The organism is Pseudomonas sp. FW215-R2 (genome assembly GCF_058789255.1).
The window spans coordinates 83,491-101,018 of the sequence record NZ_JBYTBO010000020.1 but is presented as its reverse complement, the minus strand read 5'-3'; the positions used below and the strand labels follow the sequence as shown (position 1 = coordinate 101,018).

The 17,528-nt window shown below is 59.0% G+C and carries 19 protein-coding genes and 1 tRNA gene; 16 read left to right on the top strand and 4 right to left on the bottom strand.

From position 1 onward, the window contains the following. The first annotated feature begins 102 nt into the window (after positions 1-102). The 16 genes from aspS to nadA all read left to right on the top strand — a co-directional run bounded on the left by aspS (position 103) and on the right by nadA (position 13,675). Positions 103-1,878, top strand: coding sequence for an aspartate--tRNA ligase (aspS, locus tag AC3WRD_RS23895; protein WP_096818297.1), 1,776 nt, complete (start codon positions 103-105; stop codon positions 1,876-1,878). A gap of 134 nt (positions 1,879-2,012) precedes the next feature. Continuing rightward, complete coding sequence (locus AC3WRD_RS23890) at positions 2,013-2,759, top strand: YebC/PmpR family DNA-binding transcriptional regulator (protein WP_085709622.1); 747 nt, start codon at positions 2,013-2,015, stop codon at positions 2,757-2,759. Between the two features lie 98 nt (positions 2,760-2,857). Continuing rightward, entirely contained in the window at positions 2,858-3,385 is a 528-nt protein-coding gene (gene ruvC, locus AC3WRD_RS23885; protein ID WP_007951206.1) for a crossover junction endodeoxyribonuclease RuvC, read from the top strand. Between the two features lie 115 nt (positions 3,386-3,500). Beyond that, positions 3,501-4,109 carry a Holliday junction branch migration protein RuvA gene (ruvA, locus tag AC3WRD_RS23880; protein ID WP_007951205.1) on the top strand — a complete coding sequence of 203 codons (609 nt, stop codon included), beginning with the start codon at positions 3,501-3,503 and terminating at the stop codon, positions 4,107-4,109. Further along, positions 4,110-5,171, top strand: coding sequence for a Holliday junction branch migration DNA helicase RuvB (gene ruvB / locus AC3WRD_RS23875; RefSeq protein WP_096818296.1), 1,062 nt, complete (start codon positions 4,110-4,112; stop codon positions 5,169-5,171). 127 nt (positions 5,172-5,298) lie between these two features. Continuing rightward, the gene (ybgC, locus tag AC3WRD_RS23870; RefSeq protein WP_096818294.1) at positions 5,299-5,766 is read left to right on the top strand and encodes a tol-pal system-associated acyl-CoA thioesterase; all 468 of its coding nucleotides are present in this window, start codon (positions 5,299-5,301) and stop codon (positions 5,764-5,766) included. Further along, a complete protein-coding gene (gene tolQ / locus AC3WRD_RS23865) occupies positions 5,756-6,451 on the top strand; it encodes a protein TolQ (RefSeq protein WP_039766018.1) in 696 nt (231 codons plus the stop codon). Before ybgC ends, tolQ begins: the two co-directional genes overlap by 11 nt. 23 nt (positions 6,452-6,474) lie before the next feature. Then, on the top strand, positions 6,475-6,927 hold the full coding sequence (gene tolR, locus AC3WRD_RS23860; RefSeq protein WP_162803534.1) for a protein TolR: 453 nt from the start codon (positions 6,475-6,477) through the stop codon (positions 6,925-6,927). After that, complete coding sequence (gene tolA, locus AC3WRD_RS23855) at positions 6,927-8,006, top strand: cell envelope integrity protein TolA (protein ID WP_096818292.1); 1,080 nt, start codon at positions 6,927-6,929, stop codon at positions 8,004-8,006. The genes tolR and tolA overlap by 1 nt, the downstream gene beginning before the upstream one ends. Before the next feature lie 29 nt (positions 8,007-8,035). Further along, positions 8,036-9,304 carry a Tol-Pal system beta propeller repeat protein TolB gene (gene tolB, locus AC3WRD_RS23850; RefSeq protein WP_217993298.1) on the top strand — a complete coding sequence of 423 codons (1,269 nt, stop codon included), beginning with the start codon at positions 8,036-8,038 and terminating at the stop codon, positions 9,302-9,304. 52 nt (positions 9,305-9,356) lie between these two features. Continuing rightward, complete coding sequence (pal, locus tag AC3WRD_RS23845; protein ID WP_003178634.1) at positions 9,357-9,854, top strand: peptidoglycan-associated lipoprotein Pal; 498 nt, start codon at positions 9,357-9,359, stop codon at positions 9,852-9,854. A 6-nt stretch (positions 9,855-9,860) separates the two neighbouring features. Next, entirely contained in the window at positions 9,861-10,700 is an 840-nt protein-coding gene (gene ybgF, locus AC3WRD_RS23840) for a tol-pal system protein YbgF (protein ID WP_102621274.1), read from the top strand. Between the two features lie 165 nt (positions 10,701-10,865). After that, on the top strand, positions 10,866-11,513 hold the full coding sequence (gene queE, locus AC3WRD_RS23835) for a 7-carboxy-7-deazaguanine synthase QueE (protein ID WP_007951198.1): 648 nt from the start codon (positions 10,866-10,868) through the stop codon (positions 11,511-11,513). Between the two features lies 1 nt (position 11,514). Next, a complete protein-coding gene (gene queC, locus AC3WRD_RS23830; RefSeq protein ID WP_085730268.1) occupies positions 11,515-12,207 on the top strand; it encodes a 7-cyano-7-deazaguanine synthase QueC in 693 nt (230 codons plus the stop codon). Positions 12,208-12,270: 63 nt separating this feature from the next. Continuing rightward, a tRNA-Lys gene (locus AC3WRD_RS23825) sits at positions 12,271-12,346 on the top strand. A gap of 270 nt (positions 12,347-12,616) precedes the next feature. Next, a complete protein-coding gene (gene nadA, locus AC3WRD_RS23820) occupies positions 12,617-13,675 on the top strand; it encodes a quinolinate synthase NadA (RefSeq protein ID WP_102621275.1) in 1,059 nt (352 codons plus the stop codon). 58 nt (positions 13,676-13,733) lie between these two features. Here the strand turns inward: nadA and AC3WRD_RS23815 are convergent, their stop codons facing one another. The 4 genes from AC3WRD_RS23815 to AC3WRD_RS23800 form a co-directional block, all read right to left on the bottom strand. Further along, the gene (locus AC3WRD_RS23815) at positions 13,734-14,222 is read right to left on the bottom strand and encodes an RDD family protein (RefSeq protein WP_102621276.1); all 489 of its coding nucleotides are present in this window, start codon (positions 14,220-14,222) and stop codon (positions 13,734-13,736) included. Positions 14,223-14,319: 97 nt separating this feature from the next. Then, positions 14,320-14,532 (bottom strand): cold-shock protein, encoded by a 213-nt coding sequence (locus AC3WRD_RS23810; RefSeq protein ID WP_007934683.1) that lies wholly within the window; start codon positions 14,530-14,532, stop codon positions 14,320-14,322. 404 nt (positions 14,533-14,936) lie between these two features. Next, entirely contained in the window at positions 14,937-16,061 is a 1,125-nt protein-coding gene (gene gcvT, locus AC3WRD_RS23805; protein ID WP_102621277.1) for a glycine cleavage system aminomethyltransferase GcvT, read from the bottom strand. Positions 16,062-16,112: 51 nt separating this feature from the next. Then, complete coding sequence (locus tag AC3WRD_RS23800; protein ID WP_102621278.1) at positions 16,113-17,489, bottom strand: L-serine ammonia-lyase; 1,377 nt, start codon at positions 17,487-17,489, stop codon at positions 16,113-16,115. Between the last annotated feature and the right edge of the window lie 39 nt (positions 17,490-17,528).

Genomic DNA, 17,528 nt, shown 5'->3' with positions numbered 1-17,528 from the left:
GACCCAGGTCGAACGACACGCGCGAGTATCCACCGGTCGCACATAGCTTGAGTGCGATGGATCTCCACCGAATTTCGAATTACGAGAAGCGAAACCACTACCATGATGCGCAGCCATTATTGCGGCCAACTGAACGAAAGCCTGGAAGGCCAGGAAATTACCCTTTGCGGATGGGTTCACCGTCGCCGCGACCACGGCGGGGTGATTTTCCTCGATATCCGTGATCGTGATGGTCTGGCCCAGGTGGTGTTCGACCCGGATCGCGCCGAGAGCTTCGCCGCCGCCGACCGCGTGCGCAGCGAATACGTCGTGAAGATCACCGGCAAGGTGCGTCTGCGTCCCGCCGGTGCCACCAACGCCAACATGGCGTCGGGCATGATCGAAGTCCTGGGCTACGAACTGGAAGTGCTGAACGAGTCGGAAACCCCGCCGTTCCCGCTGAACGAGTTCTCCGACGTTGGCGAAGAAACCCGTCTGCGCTATCGCTTCCTCGACCTGCGTCGTCCGGAAATGGCCGAGAAGCTGCGTCTGCGTTCGCGCATGACCACCAGCATCCGTCGCTTCCTGGACGAAAACGGCTTCCTCGACGTTGAAACGCCGATCCTGACCCGTGCAACGCCGGAAGGCGCGCGCGATTACCTCGTGCCGAGCCGTACCCACGCCGGTTCGTTCTTCGCGCTGCCGCAATCGCCACAGCTGTTCAAGCAACTGCTGATGGTCGCCGGCTTCGACCGTTACTACCAGATCGCCAAGTGCTTCCGTGACGAAGACCTGCGCGCTGACCGTCAGCCGGAATTCACCCAGATCGACATCGAGACCAGCTTCCTCGATGAAAAAGAGATCATGGGCCTGACCGAGCAAATGATCCGCAACCTGTTCAAGGAAGTGCTGGATCTGGAATTCGGCGAGTTCCCGCACATGACTTTCGAAGAAGCCATGCGCCGTTACGGTTCCGACAAGCCAGACCTGCGTATCCCGCTGGAACTGGTCGACGTTGCCGATCAACTGAAAGAAGTCGATTTCAAGGTGTTCAGCGGCCCGGCCAACGATCCGAAATGCCGTATCGCCGCACTGCGCGTTCCAGGCGGCGCGAGCATGCCGCGCAAGCAGATCGACGACTACACCAAGTTCGTCGGCATCTACGGTGCCAAGGGCCTGGCGTACATCAAGGTCAACGAGCGTGCTGCCGGTGTTGAAGGTCTGCAATCGCCGATCGTGAAAAACATCCCGGAAGCCAACCTGAACGTGATCCTCGATCGCGTCGGTGCAGTTGATGGCGATATCGTGTTCTTCGGCGCCGACAAGGCCAAGATCGTCAGCGAAGCCCTGGGCGCGCTGCGTATCAAGCTCGGTCACGACCTGAACCTGCTGACCTGCAAGTGGGCGCCGATGTGGGTCGTCGACTTCCCGATGTTCGAAGAGAACGATGACGGCAGCTTCTCTGCTCTGCATCACCCGTTCACTGCACCGAAGTGCACCCCGGAAGAGCTCGAAGCCAACCCGGCGGGCGCTCTGTCCCGTGCCTACGACATGGTGCTGAACGGCACCGAGCTGGGTGGCGGTTCGATCCGTATCCACCGTAAAGAGATGCAGCAAGCGGTATTCCGCCTGTTGGGCATCAACGAAGCGGAACAGGAAGAGAAGTTCGGCTTCCTGCTCGACGCCCTGAAATACGGTGCGCCGCCGCACGGTGGTCTGGCCTTTGGTCTGGACCGTCTGGTGATGCTGATGACCGGTGCCCAGTCGATCCGTGAAGTGATCGCCTTCCCGAAAACCCAGAGTGCTGCCGACGTGATGACGCAGGCGCCGGGTGTTGTGGATGCCAAGGCATTGCGCGAATTGCACATTCGTTTGCGCGAAACACCAAAGGCTGAGTAAGACGGGCCTGAAGGCGCATCTTCGGATGCGCCTTTTTTCTTTCTGTACCCCATGAAAGCAGGTCGCAATTTTGTGTTTGCCGGCCGATGCGCGAGCATGGCGGGCAACGTTTCAAAGAGAATTCGGAGCGAGATATGGCAGGTCATTCCAAGTGGGCGAACATCAAGCACCGCAAAGAACGTCAGGATGCCAAACGAGGCAAGATCTTCACCAAGTGGATCCGTGAACTGACCGTTGCGGCCCGTCAGGGCGGTGGCGATCCGGGTTCCAACCCGCGTCTGCGTCTGGCCCTGGACAAGGCGCTGGGCGCCAACATGAGTCGCGACATCATCGATCGTGCGGTGGCCCGTGGCGCCGGTGCGACCGAGGCGGACAACGTTGAAGAACTGACCTACGAAGGTTATGGCCCGGGTGGCGTGGCGGTGATGGTCGAGTGCATGACCGACAACCGCAACCGTACCGCTGCGGCCGTGCGTCATGCGTTCAGCAAGTGTGGCGGCAACCTCGGTACTGACGGCTCGGTGGCGTATCTGTTCGAGCGCAAGGGCCAGATCAGCTTTGCGCCGGGTGTCGACGAAGACGCGCTGACGGAAGCGGCGCTGGAAGCCGACGCCGATGACGTGGTCACTCATGAAGACGGCTCGATTGATGTGTTCACCTCGTTCACCAGCTTCTACGCCGTGCGAAACGCGCTGGAAGCGGCCGGTTTCAAAGGTGATGATGCGGAAATCGTCATGCAGCCGACCACCAGCGCCGAACTGGATCTGGAAGGGGCGGAGAAGGTGCTCAAGCTGATCGACATGCTGGAAGACCTGGACGACGTGCAAAACGTCTATTCCAACGCGGACATTCCGGAAGACGTGGCTGCTCAGCTCGGTTAAGAGCGACTAGGATTCAATGTGGGAGCGGACTTGCCTGTGTGATCGCGGGCAAGCCAGCTCCCACATTTGTTTTTGTGTTTTTTCGAATCTGCAGGCTTATGACTTTAATTCTTGGTATCGACCCCGGTTCGCGCATTACCGGTTACGGCATTGTTCGTGATACCGGACGCGGCGGTTGCATCTATGTCGCCTCGGGCTGCATCCGAACTGGCGCCGGTGAGCTGCACGAGCGCCTGCAAATCGTCTATCGCGGCGTACGCGAGATTATCCAGACCTATGGCCCGGTGACCATGGGCATCGAAAAAGTGTTCATGGCGAAAAACGCCGATTCGGCGCTGAAGCTTGGGCAGGCCCGTGGGGCCGCTATCGTTGCAGGCGCCGAAGAAAGCCTGGAGATCGCCGAGTACACGGCAACTCAGGTCAAGCAGGCCGTGGTCGGCACCGGCGCCGCCAATAAAGAGCAGGTGCAGATGATGGTCATGCACATGCTCAAACTGACCAGCAAGCCGCAGATCGACGCCTCGGACGCCCTGGCGATTGCCATTTGCCATGCGCACACTCGCTCCAGTCTGCTGCCGCACGGTCTGGGAACCGCACGCAGTCGTGGCGGGCGCCTGCGTCTCTGATAGCATCAGCATCAAATTTACGGAATGTGGACTTGCGCGCCTGTGTTGTCGGCCGGAGTTTCTTCGTTCTGATTGTCGCCAGCCCACGGCTGGCCAACGCTCAAGGATCTGAAACGTGATTGGACGCTTGCGCGGCACCCTCGCTGAAAAACAGCCGCCGCACCTGATTCTGGATGTAAACGGCCTCGGGTATGAGCTGGAAGTGCCCATGACCACCTTGTATCGCCTGCCGTCGGTCGGTGAACCGCTGACCCTGCACACCCATCTGGTCGTGCGCGAAGACGCGCAGTTACTCTATGGTTTTGCCGGCAAGCGTGAGCGAGACTTTTTTCGCGAGTTGATCCGTCTCAATGGTGTGGGGCCGAAACTGGCCCTGGCCTTGATGTCGAGCCTGGAAGTCGATGAACTGATCCGTTGCGTGCAGTCCCAGGACACCTCGGCGCTGACCAAGGTGCCGGGTGTGGGCAAGAAAACCGCCGAGCGTCTGCTGGTGGAGCTCAAGGATCGCTTCAAGGCGTGGGAAACCTCGCCGGCCATGTTTGCGCTGGTGCCGAACCAGCCGGACGGCCCGGCGCCGGTCAACACCGCCGAGAACGACGCGGTCAGCGCGCTGATTTCCCTGGGCTATAAGCCGCAGGAAGCAAGCAAGGCGATTTCCGCGATCAAAGAGAAAGGCTTGAGCAGCGAAGACATGATCCGACGCGCCCTGAAGGGAATGATTTAAGTGATTGAAGCTGATCGTCTGATCGCCGCCACGCACAGTCCGCGTGAGCGCGAAGAAGTCCAGGATCGGGCGATACGTCCCGTCAGCCTGGCCGAATACATCGGCCAGCCGACCGTTCGCGAGCAGATGGAGCTGTTTATCCAGGCCGCCCGTGGCCGTAGCGAATCCCTCGACCACACCTTGATCTTCGGCCCGCCGGGTTTGGGCAAGACCACGCTGGCGAACATCATTGCCCAGGAAATGGGCGTGTCGATCAAAAGTACTTCGGGCCCGGTGCTTGAACGGCCAGGCGATCTGGCGGCGCTGCTGACCAATCTTGAGCCGCACGACGTGCTGTTCATCGATGAAATCCATCGTTTGTCGCCAATCGTCGAAGAAGTGCTGTATCCGGCGATGGAAGATTTCCAGCTCGACATCATGATCGGCGAGGGGCCGGCGGCGCGTTCGATCAAGCTCGATCTGCCGCCGTTCACCCTCGTTGGCGCGACGACGCGGGCGGGGATGCTGACCAATCCGCTGCGTGACCGTTTCGGTATCGTCCAGCGTCTTGAGTTCTACAGCACCGCCGACCTGGCGACGATTGTCAGTCGTTCGGCGAACATCCTCGGCCTGCCGCTGGACCCGGAAGGTGCCTTCGAGATTGCCCGTCGTGCTCGGGGTACGCCGCGGATCGCTAACCGGTTGTTGCGCCGGGTGCGGGATTTCGCCGAAGTCCGGGCCAAGGGTCACATCACCAAGTCCGTCGCCGACCTGGCGCTGAACCTGCTGGATGTCGACGAGCACGGCTTCGATCATCAGGACCGGCGTTTGCTGTTGACCATGATCGAGAAGTTCGATGGCGGCCCGGTCGGTATCGACAGCCTGGCGGCGGCGATCAGCGAAGAACGCCACACCATCGAAGATGTGCTGGAGCCATATTTGATTCAGCAGGGCTACATCATGCGTACGCCGCGGGGCAGGGTGGTGACCCGGCACGCATACCTGCATTTTGGTTTAAACATTCCGTCACGAATGGGCGAGATGCCTGTGGTAGACGAGTTTCTCGATGCCGTGGACGATTAATACACATTTATTGTCGATTTATTCAGCGTTTGTACTGTCTCAGGACGGTACTTTTGCGGTAAAGCCTTCGAACAATGAAAAACAGTTGCCTGGCTGGATTGGCAACCCGAGGAGTAAGCACTAGAGTATGCGCGCGCAAAACGGGCTTGAGTCGTTCGCACATCGTTGTCGCGTTTATTACGAGGACACCGATGCGGGCGGCATCGTGTATTACGTTAATTACCTCAAGTTTATGGAACGGGCTCGAACCGAGCGGCTCCGGGAGCTGGGCTTTGCCCAGTCGGCGCTGGCAGGGGAGGACCTGTTGTTCGTCGTGCACTCCAGCGAAGCGCGTTACCACGCGCCGGCGCGACTGGACGACGAACTGCTGGTAAGCGCTGATGTAATCGAATTGAACCGTGCCAGCCTGCGCTTCAGACAGCAGGTCAGGCGGGCAACGGATAATGTGCTGCTCTGTGAGGGGCAGTTTCTGGTGGCCTGTGTGCGCACTAACAGTTTGAAACCCCGGGCCCTTCCCGAAGACTTGCGTGCGGCTTTCGCCGACGCGGTCGGCACGGGTACACACTTAAAGCAGGAGATAAAGCGTGGAAGCTAACGTCGTCGACCATTCCTCCATGTGGAGCCTGGTCAGCAATGCCAGCATCGTGGTGCAGTTGGTAATGTTGACTCTGGTGGCCGCATCGGTGACCTCATGGATCATGATCTTTCAGCGCAGCAATCTGATACGCGCCGGTCGACGTGCCCTGGAGAGCTTCGAGGAGCGCTTCTGGTCGGGTATCGACCTGTCCAAGCTCTATCGTCAGGCCGGCAGCAACCCGGATCCGGATTCGGGCGTCGAGCAGATCTTCCGTGCCGGCTTCAAAGAGTTCTCGCGCCTGCGCCAGCAGCCGGGTGTCGATCCTGAAGCGGTGATGGAAGGCGTGGCCCGTGCCATGCGTGTTGCCATCTCCCGCGAGGAAGAAAAACTCGAGCAGAGCCTGCCATTCCTCGCCACCGTAGGTTCGGTCAGCCCGTACATCGGTCTGTTCGGTACCGTCTGGGGGATCATGAACTCCTTCCGCGGCCTGGCCAGCGCACAACAGGCCACTCTGGCCACTGTGGCTCCAGGCATCGCCGAAGCCCTGATTGCCACCGCGATCGGCCTGTTCGCCGCGATCCCGGCCGTTATCGCTTACAACCGTTTCTCTGCCCGCAGCGAAACCTTGCTGAGCCGCTACTACACCTTCGCCGATGAATTCCAGGCGATCCTGCACCGCAAAGTGCACACCAGCGAAGAATAAGCAGGTATTTCCCGATGGCTTTAATCACTCGAGCCCGACACAAGCGCAAGCCGGTCGCCGAGATGAACGTAGTGCCTTACATCGACGTGATGCTGGTGCTGCTGGTCATCTTCATGGTGACTGCGCCGATGCTCAATCAGGGCGTGAAAGTGGATCTGCCCAAGGTTTCCAGCGAAGCCTTGCCGCAGGACAACAACACCCAGGTGCTGACCATTTCGATCAAGGCTGACAAGACCTACTACTGGAACCTTGGCAGCGAAGTCGATACTGAAAAGCAACAGGACAGGGCCATGACCCTGCCGCAGATGACCGATGCGGTGACCAAGATCATTCGCGCCGGCACTGAAGGCGGCAAGCGTACCCAGGTCTTCATCCGTGGCGACAAGTCCGTCGATTATGGCTCCGTCATGGGCGCCATGGGCGGGTTGCAGAAAGCCGGGGTCGGTAATGTTGGCTTGATTACCGAGGCCCCCTGATGCAGCAACAGCGAGAGCCGTCCGCCTCGGAAAGCTACTTCTGGCCTAGTGTCTGGGCGATTGGCTTGCACGTGCTGGTGTTCGGCATGCTGTTCGTCAGTTTTGCCCTGACGCCTGAGCTGCCGGTGGCCAAGCCGATTGTCCAGGCGACCCTGTACCAGCTGAAATCGAAAAGTCAGGCGACCACCCAGACCAATCAGAAGATTGCGGGTGAGGCGAAGAAATCCGCCGCGCGTCAGACCGAAGTCGAGCAGATGGAGCAGAAAAAGGTCGAGCAGGAAGCGGTGAAGGCTGCGGAACAAAAGAAAGAAGAAGCGGCTCAAAAGGCCGAGGAAGCCAAGAAGGCCGACGAGGCGAAGAAAGCGGAACAGGCGAAGAAGGCTGACGAAGCCAAGAAAACCGAAGACGCGAAGAAAGCCGCCGACGCCAAGAAGGCAGAAGAGAAACAATTGGCTGATATAGCCAAGAAGAAAGCCGAAGAAGAGGCCAAGAAGGCTGCTGAAGAAGAGGCCAAGAAAGAGGCCGCTGAAGAAGCCAAGAAGAAAATCGTCGAAGACGCGAAGAAGAAAGCCGCCGAAGACGCCAAGAAGAAATCCGAAGCTGAAGAGGCGAAGAAGAAAGTCGCCGAAGACGCCAAGAAGAAAGCTGCTGCCGATGCTGCGAAGAAGAAAGCACAGGACGCGGCACGCAAATCGGTCGAGGACAAGAAGGCTCAGGCTCTGGCCGACCTGCTGTCCGACAAGACCGAGCGTCAGCAGGCTTTGGCAGATGAAGTGGGTGATGAAACCGCCGGCAACTTCGATGATCTGATTCGTTCGCGAGCATCTGAAGGTTGGGCGCAGCCTCCGTCGGCCCGTAAAGGCATGAAGGTGGTACTGCAAATCAACATGCTCCCTGACGGAACGATCTCCGGTGTTTCGGTTGCTCATTCCAGCGGTGACGCGCCGTTCGACAGCTCTGCCGTCGCGGCTGTAAAAAATATTGGTCGATTGACCGAAATGCAGGGTCTGAAACCAGCGGATTTCGCACCCTATCGTTCATTCAAGATGACATTCACACCTGAGGATCTAGCCTTGTGAGAAACCTTCTTCGAGGACTGCTTGTAGTCATGTTCTGCTTTGCAGGACTGGCTTCGGCAGATGAAAAAAATATCCTGGTCAGCAGTGGCAGCTCCCAGGCAACGCCAATTGCCGTCGTGCCGTTCGGCTTCCAGGGCGGTGCCGTCCTGCCGGACGACATTGCTGAAATCGTTGGTAACGATCTGCGCAACTCGGGCTACTACGCTCCGATTCCAAAGCAGAACATGATCAGCCAGCCAAGCCAGCCGAGCGAAATCATCTTCCGTGACTGGAAGGCGGTAGGTGCTCAGTTCATCATGGTCGGCAACATCGTGCCGGCCGGTGGCCGCTTGCAAGTGCAGTGGGCTCTGTTCAACGTCGCTACCGAGCAGAAAGTGGCGGACGGCAGTGTTTCCGGCACGACCGAGCAACTGCGCGACATGGCGCACTTCATCTCTGACCAGTCGTTCCAGAAACTCACCGGTATCGACGGTGCGTTCTCGACTCGCCTGCTGTACGTGACGGCTGAACGCTTCTCCGAGAAGAACACCCGTTACACGCTGCAACGTTCGGACTATGACGGTGCCCGCGCCGTAACCCTGCTGCAATCGCGCGAGCCAATCCTGTCGCCGCGTTTCGCACCGGACGGCAAGCGTATTGCCTACGTGTCGTTCGAGCAGAAGCGTCCACGCATCTTCATGCAGAACATCGACACCGGTCGCCGTGAGCAGATCACCAACTTCGAAGGCCTGAACGGTGCTCCTGCCTGGTCGCCGAATGGTGATCGCCTGGCGTTCGTATTGTCGAAAGACGGCAACCCGGACATCTACGTGATGAACCTGGCTTCGCGTCAGATCACTCGCGTGACCGCAGGTCCTGGCATCAACACCGAACCGTACTGGGGCAAGGATGGTTCGACCATCTACTTCACCTCGGACCGTGGCGGCAAACCACAGATCTACAAAACCAGTGCAAGTGGCGGCGGTGCGGAGCGAGTGACCTTTATCGGTAACTACAACGCCAACCCGAAGCTTTCGGCTGATGAAAAGACCCTGGTAATGATCCATCGCCAGGACGGTTTCACCAATTTCAAGGTGGCAGCCCAGGATTTGCAGCGGGGAAGTGTAAAAATCCTCACTGATAGCACTCTGGACGAGTCGCCTACTGTTGCGCCCAACGGCACCATGGTAATCTACGCCACCCGCCAACAGGGCCGGGGAGTCTTGATGCTCGTGTCCATTAATGGACGCGTTAGGCTCCCGCTTCCTACCGCTCAAGGCGAAGTCAGAGAACCGTCCTGGTCCCCTTACCTGAAGTGAGCGGGCGCTACACGTTTTACTTAACACACTGGGGTTCATTAGGAGTTTCACGATGGAAATGCTGAAGTTTGGTAAATTTGCTGCGCTGGCTCTGGCCATGGCTGTAGCTGTAGGTTGCTCGTCCAAAGGCGGCGACAACGCCGGTGAAGGCGCTGTTGATCCAAACGCTGGTTACGGCGCAAACACTGGTGCCGTTGACGGTTCCCTGAGCGAAGAAGCTGCTCTGCGCGCAATCACCACCTTCTACTTCGAATACGACAGCTCGGACCTGAAGCCAGAAGCCATGCGCGCTCTGGACGTTCACGCCAAAGACCTGAAAGCAAACGGCGCTCGCGTTGTTCTGGAAGGCAACACCGACGAACGTGGTACTCGTGAGTACAACATGGCACTGGGCGAGCGTCGTGCGAAAGCCGTTCAGCGCTACCTGGTACTGCAAGGTGTTTCCCCAGCTCAGCTGGAACTGGTTTCCTACGGCGAAGAGCGTCCAGTTGCTACCGGCAACGACGAGCAGTCCTGGGCTCAAAACCGTCGCGTCGAACTGCGTAAGTAATTCGATATGCGAACGTGCCGTCGTGCTGTAACTGTTCTGGCTCTCAGCCTCGCGCCGCTTGCGGCGTGGGCTGCGGTTCCTGTGGTCGATGACAACTCCGGTTATAACAATAGCGGGAGCAGTTATCCGCCTGCAGGTTACGGTACGAACGGCGCCTATGCCGGGGGAGCGGCTTCGGCCCCTGCCTCGGCACAAGGCATGCTGTTCAACCAACTGCAACAAATGCAGGATCAGATATCGCGCCAGCAAGGCGTGATCGAAGAACTGCAGAATCAGGTTGCGCGCATGAAGCAAGAATCCCTGGAGCGATACCAGGATCTTGATCGGCGCATAGGATCCGGTGCTGCACCTGCCGCGACTCCTGAGAATTCTTCTGCCGGTGGCGATGCAAGTGCTGCTACCGGTGCCGCCGCTGGAGCCGGGGCCGCTGCGGCCGCCCAGGCACCTGCCGCGGGTGGCGAACCGGCTGATCCGGCCAAGGAAAAGCTGTATTACGATGCAGCCTTCGACCTGATCAAGGCCAAGGATTTCGACAAGGCCAGCCAGGCTTTCGCCGCTTTCCTGCGTAAATACCCGAACAGCCAATACGCGGGCAATGCCCAGTACTGGTTGGGTGAAGTGAACCTGGCCAAAGGCGATCTGCAAGGTGCAGGTCAGGCTTTTGCCAAGGTTTCGCAGCTCTATCCCAAGCATGCCAAAGTGCCGGATTCGCTGTACAAGCTGGCTGACGTAGAGCGCCGCCTCGGTCACACCGACAAGGTCAAAGGCATTCTGCAACAGGTGGTGTCCCAGTATCCGGGTACCTCCGCTGCTCAGTTGGCCCAGCGCGATCTGCAGCGCATGTAATACTGTTTGACCCGTTTAGAAGAAACCCGCGCTTGTCGCGGGTTTTTTCGTTAGAATTCACGCCCTTTTATGAAACACGCTTCTGGTGATCTACGCGATGGCGGGGTTGCCTGAAGTGCCTGACGGAGGCGGACAGCCTGTTTAGCTGTTACGCCCGTGGCGACTATGCAAGACACATTGAGAATCACCGAAGTTTTCTACTCGTTGCAGGGGGAAACGCGGACTGCCGGGCTGCCCACTGTTTTTGTGCGCCTGACCGGTTGCCCATTGCGTTGCCAATACTGCGACAGTGCCTACGCGTTCAGCGGCGGCACCATTCGTACACTCGACGACATCCTCGAGCAGGTAGCCGGGTTTCGCCCGCGCTACGTCTGTGTCACCGGCGGTGAGCCGCTGGCACAGCCCAATGCCATTCCTTTGCTCAAGCAGTTGTGTGATGCCGGCTACGAAGTCTCGCTGGAAACCAGCGGCGCCCTCGATATTTCCGCGGTCGATCCGCGGGTCAGTCGGGTTGTCGACCTGAAGACCCCCGATTCCAAAGAAGCCCATCGCAATCGTTACGAGAACATCGAGTTGCTGACGCCCAACGATCAGGTGAAGTTTGTCATCTGCTCGCGGGAAGACTATGACTGGGCGGTATCCAAGCTGATCCAGTACGGTCTTGAGCGGCGTGCCGGCGAAGTGCTGTTTTCCCCGAGCCACCATGACCTGAATGCTCGGGATCTGGCGGATTGGGTGGTGGCGGACAATTTGCCCGTGCGCCTGCAATTGCAACTGCACAAGTATCTGTGGAATGACGAGCCGGGGCGCTGAGATGACTGAACAACTGAACACCACTGAAAAGCGTGCGGTCATTTTGCTGTCCGGCGGCCTGGACTCGGCCACGGTCGTGGCGATGGCCCGTGCCGAAGGCTATCGCTGCTACACCATGAGCTTCGATTACGGCCAGCGCTCTCACGCAGAGTTGCACGCCGCCGCACGCGTCGCTCGCGATCTGGGCGTGGTCGAGCACAAGGTGATCGGTCTGAACCTGAACGGCATGGGCGGTTCGGCCCTGACCGACAGCAGCATCGATATCCCGGAGGAACTGGGTGAAGGCATTCCGGTGACTTATGTGCCGGCGCGCAACACGGTGTTCCTTTCTCTAGCGTTGGGTTGGGCTGAAGTATTGGGCGCTCGTGACATCTTTATTGGTGTCAACGCAGTGGACTACTCCGGCTACCCGGATTGCCGTCCCGAGTTCATCGAGTCGTTCGAGCGCATGGCCAACCTGGCGACCAAGGCCGGTGTAGAAGGCAATGGTTTCCGCATCCAGGCCCCGTTGCAGAACCTGAGCAAGGCGCAGATCGTCCAGGCCGGCGTGAAGCTTGGTGTTGACTACGGGCTGACTGTTTCCTGCTATCAGGCGGACGATAATGGCCGTGCGTGCGGCAAATGCGACAGCTGCCGACTGCGTGCAGAAGGCTTCGCAGCGGCCGGAATCAGCGACCCGACACCTTATTTTTGATTATTTTCAAATTAGGTGTTGAATAGTCCTTAAAAATCAGTATTATACGCGCCACCACACAGCGGGTCGTTAGCTCAGTTGGTAGAGCAGTTGGCTTTTAACCAATTGGTCGTAGGTTCGAATCCCACACGACCCACCATATTTGGCGGTTTAGAAAATCCGGAAGGCCCACGAAAGTGAGGATTTCCGGGTTTTTTTTTGCCTGCGATTCGGGCATGTCTCCTTTCGGTGCCGTTGCGCTGACACAGGTCAGAATCATCTTTTGCATCACCGGGATATTCTGTAGCCTTGCGCAGCTTCAACGCTGTCCGTGCCTGATAAAACTCACTCTCCCGGCGGTACCCTCAAGCGGTCCGGAGCCGGGTGTATACTCGACTTTCGCGCGAACGCGCCTGCAGGTCTTGCGAACATGACGCAGATTTCCGAACGCCTTCTGGTACAAGCCCACCTCGACGCCAAGCAGCCGAAGCCGCTGACGGCCGAGGAAGAGGCTTATTACCGTTCCGCCATCGCCGCCGAGCTCAAGGCTCAGGACGCGGTGCTGGTTGCCCACTTTTATTGCGATCCGATCATCCAGGCCCTCGCCGAAGAAACCGGCGGTTGTGTTTCCGACTCGCTGGAAATGGCCCGCTTCGGCAACGCCCACCCGGCCAAGACCGTGGTGGTCGCCGGCGTGAAGTTCATGGGTGAAACCGCGAAGATTCTCAACCCGGAAAAACGTGTACTGATGCCCACCCTGGAGGCGACCTGCTCGCTGGACCTGGGTTGCCCGGTGGATGAGTTCTCGGCGTTCTGCGATCAGCATCCCGAGCGCACCGTTGTGGTGTATGCCAACACGTCGGCGGCGGTCAAAGCCAGGGCCGACTGGGTGGTGACCTCAAGCTGCGCGCTGGAGATCGTCGAAAGCCTGATGGACAACGGCGAGACCATCATCTGGGGCCCGGACAAGCACCTGGGCACCTACATTCAGCGTCAGACCGGCGCCGACATGCTGCTCTGGGATGGTGCGTGCATCGTCCATGAAGAGTTCAAGTCCAAGCAGCTGGAAGACATGAAAGCGTTGTACCCGGACGCGGCCATTCTGGTGCATCCGGAGTCGCCGACGTCGGTGATCGAGCTGGCGGACGCCGTCGGTTCCACCAGCCAGTTGATCGCTGCCGCACAAACGCTGCCGAACAAGACCCTGATCGTCGCTACCGACCGCGGCATCTTCTACAAGATGCAGCAGCTGTGCCCGGACAAGGTCTTCATCGAGGCGCCAACGGCCGGTAACGGCGCGGCATGCCGCAGTTGCGCACATTGCCCGTGGATGGCCATGAACACCCTTGAGCGCACGCTGAAGTGCCTGAAGGAGGGCTCGAACGAGATCTTCGTCGACCCGGCGCTGATTCCCCAGGCGATTCGCCCACTCAAGCGCATGCTCGATTTCACCCAGGCTGCGCGGATGAAGCTGGCCGGCAACGCCTGACCTTGAGCCGCAAACCAAAACGCCCCGATTTGATCGGGGCGTTTTTGCATCTGCAGGATTATTTGGCTTTCTTCGGGATCCGCACCAGTTGCGTGTCCGAATAGATGTCATGCCAGGCACGCTTGCGTTTGTCGAACAGCGACCAGAAGAATCCCACGCCCAGGCACAGCCACGACGCAATCGATACCATGAACCGCAGCAGCGCCTGCCACAGGCTGATCGCGGTGCCATCGGCATTCTGTACGCGGATGCCCCACACCTGCATGCCCAGTGTCTGGCCAGCGTGAGTCCAGAACTTGGCGAAGAAGCCAAACAGCACCAGCAGCAACACGGTGGAGTAGAGCGGGTCGCCGTCCAGCTTGCCGGCGTCGGTCAGTACCCGCAGGCGCTCCTCACCGATGATCGCGGCCTGGATCATCTTGTAGATTCCGCCGGTGACGATCAGCAGGGCGGTACACAGCAAGAAGTCATAGAACATCGCTGCCAGACGACGACCCAGGCCAACGGCGGGAAAATCGCCCTGGGGGATGAGCAGGTGTTTCGACATGGCAGCCTCTGGACGGAAAGAGAAGCGCCATTTTACGGATTCGCGCGCACAAAAAAGCCCCTGATATCAATATCAGGGGCTTTTTCGTAACAGAAGATCAGCCTTCGGCTTGTACTTCGTCAGCCTGCATGCCTTTCTGGCCCTGCACAGCCACGAAAGTCACTTTCTGGCCTTCTTTCAGGCTCTTGAAGCCGTTGCCCTGAATAGCGCGGAAATGCACGAACAGATCCGGACCGCTTTCTGGAGTGATAAAACCAAAACCTTTCTCGTCGTTAAACCACTTGACGGTACCGCTCTGACGTTGGGACATTTCTTATTTCCTTTGACGCAAAAATTGATGACAGTCTCTTCCTCATGAAAGAGTACTGGGGCTGGTTGCAGGAGAGTAAGAAGACGTCGAACGGGATGTAGCTAACTTGTAGGCTACTGCCCAGGTCACGATTCCAAGCTGACCCATGCAAACACAGTGGACAAACTCTACGCCAACTACAGGAGGAAAAACAAGCCCCGTGAGGGCCCCGGTTTTCCTGTGCTTGCTGGCAGTTAGTCAGTCCATTAGTCGGGCTTATACGATTAGCTTGTTCAATTGTTTTCGAACGTTATAAGCCAAGTTCATATTCGAATCGAATGTAAAGAAAGTGCACTGTTTTATGGCGATTGCGTTACACATTAGTGCACGCATAACGCAATCGCGTTACTTATAGAAACAGTCAATCAACCACGATAGTAGCGTTGTGGAACGAATGGCATTTTGCTTACAAGCATTTGCACCTTTTTCCCACGAACGATGGCCCAGACTGGCGTGTCGAGTGCGACATAGGCGCTGTCGAGGTAACCCATCGCCAATGGCCCACCCAGGGTCGGACCGAAACCGCCGCTGCACACGCTGCCGATGATCTCGCCGGCTTCGTTGACGATTTCTGCCCCTTCACGGACCGGCGTGCGCTCCTGCGGCAACAGGCCGACGCGTTTGCGCGCGACACCGTTCTGTTGCTGGCTGAAAACCTGTTCTGCACCCGGGAAACCACCGGCACGTGCGCCATCAGCGCGGCGTGGCTTGGAGATGGCCCACAGCAGGCTCGCTTCGATCGGCGTGGTGTCGGTGTTCATGTCGTGGCCGTACAGGCACAGGCCGGCTTCCAGACGCAGCGAGTCACGGGCACCGAGGCCGATGGCGGCCACTTCCGGTTCGGCGAGCAGGGCGCGGGCGAGTTTTTCCGCATCGGCTGCCGGTACGGAGATTTCGAAACCGTCTTCACCGGTGTAGCCCGAACGACTGACGAAGCAATCGACGCCCAGCAGTTTCACGCGGGCGAACTGCATGAAGGTCATCTTCGCCACTTCCGGTGCCAGGCGCGCCAGCACGGTCACGGCGGCCGGGCCTTGCAGGGCGAGCAGGGCGCGTTCTTCGAACAATGGCTCGATCTTGCATTGATCGCCGATGTGCTTCTGCAGATGGGCCAGGTCCTGGTCCTTGCACGCGGCGTTGACCACCAGGAACAGTTCGTCGTTGCCCAGATTGGCGACCATCAGGTCATCGAGGATTCCACCGGTTTCGTTGGTGAACATCGCGTAGCGCTGCATGCCCACCGGCAGGTCGATGATGTCCACCGGCACCAGGGTTTCCAGGGCTTTGGCGGCATTGGCGCCGGTCAGGCGGATCTGGCCCATGTGCGAGACATCGAACAGCCCGGCCTGTTCACGGGTGTGCTGGTGTTCTTTCATCACACCCAGCGGGTATTGCACCGGCATGTCGTAGCCGGCGAACGGCACCATGCGGGCGCCGAGTTCGATGTGCAGAGCGTGCAGCGGGGTTTTCGACAGTTGTTCGGTGGACATGCGGGACTCCTTGATTCACACCAACCCTCTCCCGGAGGGAGAGGGGGCTAATTAACACTCGATAATGTTGACCGCCAGACCGCCGCGGGCGGTCTCCTTGTATTTGCTTTTCATGTCGGCGCCGGTCTGGCGCATGGTGCGGATGACCTTGTCGAGGGAGACGAAGTGCTGCCCGTCTCCGCGCATGGCCATGCGCACGGCGTTGATCGCCTTGACCGAGCCCATGGCGTTGCGCTCGATGCACGGCACCTGCACCAGCCCGCCAATCGGGTCGCAGGTCAGGCCGAGGTTGTGTTCCATGCCGATTTCAGCGGCGTTTTCCACTTGCTGCACGCTGCCGCCGAGCACTTCGCACAACGCACCGGCCGCCATCGAGCAGGCCACGCCGACCTCGCCTTGACAGCCGACTTCGGCGCCGGAAATCGAGGCGTTCTCCTTGTACAGAATGCCGATGGCCGCCGCGGTCAGCAGGAAACGCACCACGCCGTCATCGTTGGCGCCGGGAATGAAGCGCATGTAGTAATGCAATACGGCGGGAATAATCCCCGCCGCGCCGTTGGTCGGCGCCGTAACCACGCGCCCGCCATTGGCGTTTTCTTCGTTGACGGCGAGGGCGTAGAGGTTGACCCAGTCCAGCACCGACAACGGATCGCGCAGTGACGATTCCGGGTTCTTGCACAGTTGCCGGTGCAACGCCGCTGCCCGCCGCTTGACCTTCAAACCGCCCGGCAGAATGCCTTCGTTGCGACAGCCGGCGGCCACGCAGTCCTGCATCACTTGCCAGATTTTCAGCAGGCCGGCGCGGGTTTCCGCTTCCGGGCGCCAGGCGCTTTCGTTGGTTAGCATCACCTGACTGATCGACAGACCGTAGGTGGCGCAGTGGCCGAGCAAGTCCTTGGCACTCTTGAACGGGAAGGTCAGCGGTGTGGCGTCTTCGACGATACGGTCGGCTCCGGCCGCATCTTCGTCGACCACAAAACCACCGCCGACCGAGTAGTACTCGCGGCTGCGGATCTGCAATCCCGCTGCATCGAAGGCACGGAAGATCATGCCGTTGGGGTGATAGGCCAACGGCTTGCGGATCATTGCCAGATGTTCTTTCTCGTTGAACGCGATGCTGTGTTCACCGAGCAGGTTCAAACGCCCGCTGCCGCGAATCTGTGAGAGACGTGCGGCGACGGTTTCGGTATCCACGGTATCCGGGTGTTCACCTTCCAGGCCCAGCAACACAGCCTTGTCGCTGCCGTGACCCTTGCCGGTGGCGCCGAGGGATCCGTACAACTCGACCCTGACGCTGGTGGTGGCCGACAACAGGTTTTCCCGGCGCAGGCCTTCGACGAAGCGCGCGGCTGCGCGCATCGGGCCGACGGTGTGGGAGCTGGAGGGGCCGATGCCAATCTTGAACAGGTCGAACACGCTTAACGACATGGTTGTTCTCCGGTTTCTTGTTATAGGCACATCAGGCAC